The sequence below is a fragment of the Cryobacterium sp. Y62 genome (assembly GCF_002929785.1).
In the GTDB taxonomy this organism is placed as follows: domain Bacteria; phylum Actinomycetota; class Actinomycetes; order Actinomycetales; family Microbacteriaceae; genus Cryobacterium.
This window is the reverse complement of record NZ_PJJK01000016.1, coordinates 1-1,574: the sequence shown is the minus strand read 5'-3', so window position 1 is coordinate 1,574 and position 1,574 is coordinate 1. Positions and strand designations below refer to the sequence as shown.

At 67.9% G+C, this 1,574-nt stretch carries 1 protein-coding gene; it reads left to right on the top strand.

Annotation, left to right across the window (positions count from 1 at the left end; all coding sequences use genetic code 11):
• Positions 1 to 18: 18 nt before the first annotated feature.
• The coding region (locus CXY71_RS00120; RefSeq protein WP_104133722.1) for an HNH endonuclease signature motif containing protein at positions 19 to 1,574 on the top strand (1,556 nt) is incomplete at its 3' end.

The window sequence follows — 1,574 nt, the reverse complement described above, 5'->3', positions numbered from 1 at the left end:
GAAGGAGGCGCCGTCGCCATGACCCTCACCGCCCCGCCCGCAGCAGCCGGTTCAATCCCGGAGCCCGCCTCTCGGGTGGCGGCGATTGCTCAGGCCGGTGCGATTCTGGCAGGGGCGTTAGACGGGGTGCGGTTTGGTCAGCTGGATGACTCCGAAGCGGTTGCGGTGCTTGCGGCGCTCGAAGGGCTGGGCCGCAAGGTTGATGGAGCCCGGCTACGGTCGACCGCCGACATGGGTGCGCGGGCCGAAACCGACCTCGGCAATGGGTCGTTGGCCTACCGAAACGGATGCCGCAGCAAGGTAGATTTCATCACCCAGCTTGCCGGTATCTCTGGCCGTGAGGCCAAGCGGCGCCTGAAACTTGGCGAGACAGCGGTGGAACGCACGCCGCTGGGCCTGCCGGTCCCTGCCCGGTACCCGGTCATCGCCGACGCGCTGGGTAGCGGCGAACTCGGCATCGAGGCGGCCGAGATCATCGCGAGCACCCTCACCGCCCTGCACGGGAAGGTACTACAAGACGACCTCGACCACGTCGAACGTGCCCTCGTGGCGTCGGCGACCGGGGCGATCACGCCGGAGACCGCCGGGCTGCCGGGCGCGGGCATCCGCTTCGCACCGGATCTGCTGCGGGCGCAAGCTTTGGAGTGGCAGGGACGGCTCGACCCCGACGGCACCGCCCCGGGCGACGACGCCGTCGAAGCAAAAAGCACCCTCACATTCGGGCTGCTGCGCAACGGCCTCTATCCGCTGCGCGCCGACGTCACCCCCGAGCTGCGCGGCATCATGGACACCCTCTTCGATACTCATCTATCGGCTCGGTCGCGTACGCCGCGGTTTGAACCCACCGATCCGGCTGACAGCGCCGTCACCGCGTTGAGCGGCCTGCACATCGACGACCCGAACGCAGACGCCGGCGTCGACGGTGAGCGCTTCAGCGCCGACCCGTTCACCGGCGATACCCGCTTCGACGGCGACCACCGCACCGCGGGTGAGAAACGCGCCGACATCCTCCGCACTGTGTTCGAAGCGGCCGCCCGCGACCCGAAAACCCCCACCATGGGCGGCGCCGCCCCCACCGTCATGATCCACATCAACGCCAACGACCTCGACAACGACCGCGGTATTGGCTGGATCGATGGCCTCGACGCACCCACCTCGATGCGCAGAGTGAAAGAAACCATCTGCACCGGTGGCGCCCAAAGCGTCATCATCGACGACCACGGCGCCATCCTCTACCTCGGCGAGAAGGTGCGGTGCTTCACCGCCAAACAACGCGCCGCAATCGCCGCGCGCGACGGAGGCTGCATCATTCCCGGCTGCACCATCCCCGCCCGCTGGACCGAAGTACACCACATACTCCCCTGGGAGCAGGGCGGCCCGACCAACGTCGACAACGGAACACTGTTGTGCTGGTTCCACCACCACACCATCAACACCAACGGCTGGACCATCCGCATGATCAACGGCCGACCCCAGGTACGCGGCCCACTCCTCTGGGACCCAACGCAAACCTGGCGCCCCGCCCACACCCACCCAGCCAACACCCCCAGCCCAGAACCACCCTGGCGCACCTA